At 69.3% G+C, this 4,062-nt stretch carries 4 protein-coding genes; all 4 read right to left on the reverse strand.

What is annotated here, in order from left to right:
- Nucleotides 1-331: 331 nt before the first annotated feature.
- Nucleotides 332-1,222, reverse strand: coding sequence for an alpha-ketoglutarate-dependent dioxygenase AlkB (locus D7V77_RS40650; protein WP_120581544.1), 891 nt, complete (start codon nucleotides 1,220-1,222; stop codon nucleotides 332-334).
- A gap of 12 nt (nucleotides 1,223-1,234) precedes the next feature.
- Nucleotides 1,235-1,948 (reverse strand): purine-nucleoside phosphorylase, encoded by a 714-nt coding sequence (deoD, locus tag D7V77_RS40655; protein WP_120581545.1) that lies wholly within the window; start codon nucleotides 1,946-1,948, stop codon nucleotides 1,235-1,237.
- A 15-nt stretch (nucleotides 1,949-1,963) separates the two neighbouring features.
- Nucleotides 1,964-3,364 (reverse strand): LysM peptidoglycan-binding domain-containing protein, encoded by a 1,401-nt coding sequence (locus D7V77_RS40660; RefSeq protein ID WP_120581546.1) that lies wholly within the window; start codon nucleotides 3,362-3,364, stop codon nucleotides 1,964-1,966.
- 85 nt (nucleotides 3,365-3,449) lie between these two features.
- Nucleotides 3,450-3,920, reverse strand: a complete 471-nt coding sequence (locus D7V77_RS40665; protein WP_120581547.1) for a putative toxin-antitoxin system toxin component, PIN family — start codon at nucleotides 3,918-3,920, stop codon at nucleotides 3,450-3,452.
- Nucleotides 3,921-4,062 lie beyond the last annotated feature (142 nt).

Here is a 4,062-nt window from a genome sequence, read left to right on the forward strand (position 1 = left end):
GTACTTCAGCCGCATGCTGACGAAGCGGCGGGAGGACTTCTACGCTGCTGCCGTCCACCTCCTGGCGCAGTTGGGCCGCCCAGGAGGCTTCCGACGTCTCATCTCCTCTGCCCGCACTCGTTGGGTAGGCAAAGATTTACCCCGGATGGCTTAGCCTTCGGTCAGGGGAGCGCCCTACCAGGCCTCCCCGCCGCCAGCCGGACCGCGGAAACCTGGCCGACTGTCGGACAAGTTTGGAGGACGCGAGGTCGGCCCCGCCGCCAGCGCACCGCGGAAACCTGCCCGACTGTCGGACAGGTTTTGAACCGCGCCGGCCGGAGGGTGCCGCGCCCTACTCCGCCTTTGTCGGCGGCTGTTCGCGCGCCAGTTCCTCACGGAAGAACCGGCTGCCCTTCGCGAGCGTCTCCATGTACGGGCGCACGTCCTCGCGGGCCTCCGGGCTCAGCGCCGCGAACGGCGTCACGTGCGCGTCCGGCACGTAGCGGAACGTCAGGTTGATGCGCCGCGTGCGGAAGTCCGGCAGCTCCGGCGGCATCACGTGCCCCGCGCGCGTGTCCACCCGCTGCACCCGGTGGAACGTCTGCTCCTTCCACTGCGCCCCGCCAAAGAGCTGCAGCGCTCCGTCATCCAGCCACTGCTCCAGCACCACCGCGTCCCGCTCGCCGGGCCGCGTGGACGTGACGAACTGGATGAGCGCGCGCTCGCCCAACGACAGCGACGCCACCGGGCCGGGCTCGAAGTCCTTGTGCTCGCCCACGCGCGCGGTGTCCACCCAGCGCCCGTCCTCCAACCGGTTGCCGTAGAAGTTCACCAGACAGGTGTTGAGGTGCCAGCCCTGCGGCATGTCCGGGCCCCGGAACATCCGCCGCGCCAGCGCCTCCACCTTTTCAATCTGCCGCTCCAGCACCGCCGGGAACGGCTCCGCTTTCACGCAGCGGTTCTGCACGCCCTTCGGGGGCCGGTAGTAGTCCAGGCACGCGAACTGCCAGTTGCCCAGCCAGTACACCGGCCTGAGCAACCGCCGCTGCTGCTGGCCTTCCGGCGGCGGGAAGTGCTTCGAAAAGCGCTCCTCCCACAGCGGATGCAGCGTCCCCAGCCACGCCAATATCTCCGTGCGGTCCGCCGAGTTCAGGAAGCTCGCGTTGTAGTGGTGGCCCGGCGTGCGCTGCGCGGCCTTGCGCGCCAGCGGGGAACCCGGGCCCCTGCGGGGAGGCAAGGCCATGCGCTCAGGTCCTCACGCCTCGGAGGCGGCCACGTCCAACGCCAGTTCGATCATCTCGTCGAACGTCGTCTGACGGTCCTCCGGCGACAGGTGCTCGCCGGTGCGGATGTGGTCCGACACGGTGAGCAGGGACAGCGCCCGCGCGCCGAACTCCGCGGCCACGCCGTACAGGCCGGCGATCTCCATCTCCACCGCCAGGATGCCCATCTTCTCCAGCGTCGCGTTGAGCGCTTCCTGCGGGTGGTAGAAGAGGTCCGAGGTGAAGACGTTGCCCACGCGCACCGGCTTGTTGCGCTTCTCCGCCGCCTCCACCGCGCGCCGGGCCAGCGTGAAGTCCGCCACCGCCGGGAAGTCGTGCCCCATCACGCGCATGCGGTTCACGTTGGAGTCCGTGCCCGCGCCCATCGCCACGATGACGTCGCGCAGCATCACGTCCGTGCGCAGCGCGCCGCAGCTGCCCACGCGGATGAGCACCTTCGCGCCGTAGTTCTTCACCAGCTCCGTCGCGTAGATGGAGATGGAGGGCACGCCCATGCCGTGCCCCATCACCGACAACCGCTTGCCCCGGAAGCTGCCGGTGAAGCCCAGCATGTTGCGCACCGACGTGACGGAGCGCGCGTTCTCCAGGAAGCGCTCGGAGATGTAGCGAGCCCGGAGCGGGTCGCCCGGCATGAGAATCACTTCAGCGAAGTCACCGGGAGACGCGGAGATGTGCGGAGTTGCCATGGAAGCAGAAGCCTTTCAGCGCCCGGTCGACAGACCGGAGGGAACACCCGTGGGAACGGCCACCGGCGTCGGTGCCGGCGCGGCGGGAGTGCACGGGTTGGGCAGCTTGCCCGAAGCCGCGGGCTCCGTGTTCACCAAAGCGGGGGCCTCCGCCTGGGGAGGCATCCGGCGCGGAGGCAGCTGCACCGGCGGGGGGATGGGGCAGTGCGTGCACGGGCCCTTCAGCGGAATCACCAGCCGCCGGCCAATGCTCAGGAACGTGTTGCGCATCCGGTTGGCCTTCTTGATGGCCACCACGCTGGAGTTGTGGCGCATCGCAATGCCGCCCAGCGTGTCCCCGTTGCGCACCTTGTACATCATGAGGTTCTGGTCCGGCTGGAGCGCCAGCAGCGGCGCCACCCGGCGGCCCAGCTCCTGCGCGCGTCCGTTGAAGAAGCGCACGTGGAAGTGGTCGCGGTGCCGGCGCGCGTGCTTGATGAGCGAGTTGAAGCCCGCGTTGAACAGCGAATCCAGCCACACCTTGTCCTCGCCAATGGACAGCGCGTAGTCGTACAGGACCTTCATCACGCGCTTGTCCACGAGGATCATCTGCACGTCGGTGTTCACCACCAGCGAGCGCACCAGCGCCCAGTTCATGGCCACGTCGATGTAGCGCTCCCGCTCGCGCTCACGCACCGGCTCCGCGGTCGGGTAGTAGAAGCCCAGGTCGACGTCGCGACCGTTCTGGTGGCTCTTGTGCGGGCGCAGATAGCCGCCGTCCTTGGTGGACAGGCGGTTGACGCGCAGCGTGGGCACGTTCGGGTACTGCGCGCGCACTGCGCGGATGGCGGCGGCGACGTAGTCCACCGTCTCCTGAGTGCCGTAGGCAATGTCCGGAGACACCACGAGCCAATCCTTGTCATCCGGCACGCGCACGCTGTTGATCTGCCGGCCGCTCTCCACGAAGCCGATGGACATGGAGCCCAGCGTGGCCGGGTCCTTCTTCCACGCCTCGGTGAGCGCCTCCTCGGACAGGTCGGCGGTGTACAGCGGCCCCGAGGGCGCGGCGGGCGCGAGCGGCGCCTGCATCTCGCCTTCCTCGCTCACGCCTTCGTCATCCGTGGCCGCGGTGGCCTCGTCGTCCTCGTCCTCCGCGTCCACGGGGCAGGGGTTCTCCCGCATGGCGGCGTCGGTGACGACGGCGGCGACCTCCGCCGGGGAAGGCATCGCGACGGGGGCACCGGACGCGCTCACGGTGGGGGGGGCCTGGGGCTCGGCCGCGGCCGGAGCCTGCGCGGGCGGCGTCGCGGCCGGCGTCTCCACGGGCGGCGTCGCGGGCGAGGCCTGGACCGGGGCCGGAGCGGGCGCCGGGACGGGGGTGACGACACGCGCGGCGCAGCCGGCGCAGAACAGGAGGATCAGGAGTGAGGAACGCACCGGGCCGGAGGATGACCCGAGATGCCCGGGTCACCAAGCGCGGAGCGCGATTTTGACTGCGCGTGCGCACTCCTGCCTGCCTGCTTCAAGCGCTCCGTATGAAGCCTTCCGCCTCGAGCACCTGCGAGGCACGGCGAGGCGAGAGCACGTCGAAGGGCAGCCGCCGTCCACCGCCCATGGACAGCACGCGCTGGTCCTTGCTCACCAGCCATGAAGCCCCCGAGCGTGCCGTCAGTTCCAGGAACTTCTGATCATCCCGGTCCCGGCACGGCGGCAGCTCCACCGGTGAACCCTCACCGTCCGCCACGCGCACGAGCGCGCCGTACGCGTCGCGCACCGTCCGCTGCGCATCCGCCGTCAGCTTGAACGAGGGATAGGCGAGCACCAGCGCCAGCTCCTTCAGCGTGTGCCGGTCCGCCCACGCCGTCAGCGCGCCCGAACGCAGCGCCTGCGCCAACGGCCGCGTGAAGACGTCATCAAAGATGAACACGTCCAGCACCACATTGGTGTCCAGCACCACGGAACGAATGGCAGGCGCAGCGGAAGGCGTCTTCACGATGCAGGAACTTTCCGTCACCAACACCGCTGACACAACCCTGTCCTTTCACGCGTTGATCACAATGCACGGAGGGTCCATGGCTAAAACCAGGAATAGCCGACAAGAATGCATCTCGATGCCCCCCCCCTCCCCTGACCGG

This window comes from Corallococcus sp. CA041A (genome assembly GCF_003612075.1).
GTDB lineage: Bacteria > Myxococcota > Myxococcia > Myxococcales > Myxococcaceae > Corallococcus > Corallococcus exiguus.

What these genes read in the sequence shown, in the direction of transcription:
- D7V77_RS40650 (WP_120581544.1), bottom strand. Translation starts at nt 1,222, where the DNA reads ATGGCCTTGCCTCCCCGCAGGGGCCCGGGTTCCCCGCTGGCGCGCAAG.
- deoD (WP_120581545.1), bottom strand. Translation starts at nt 1,948, where the DNA reads ATGGCAACTCCGCACATCTCCGCGTCTCCCGGTGACTTCGCTGAAGTG.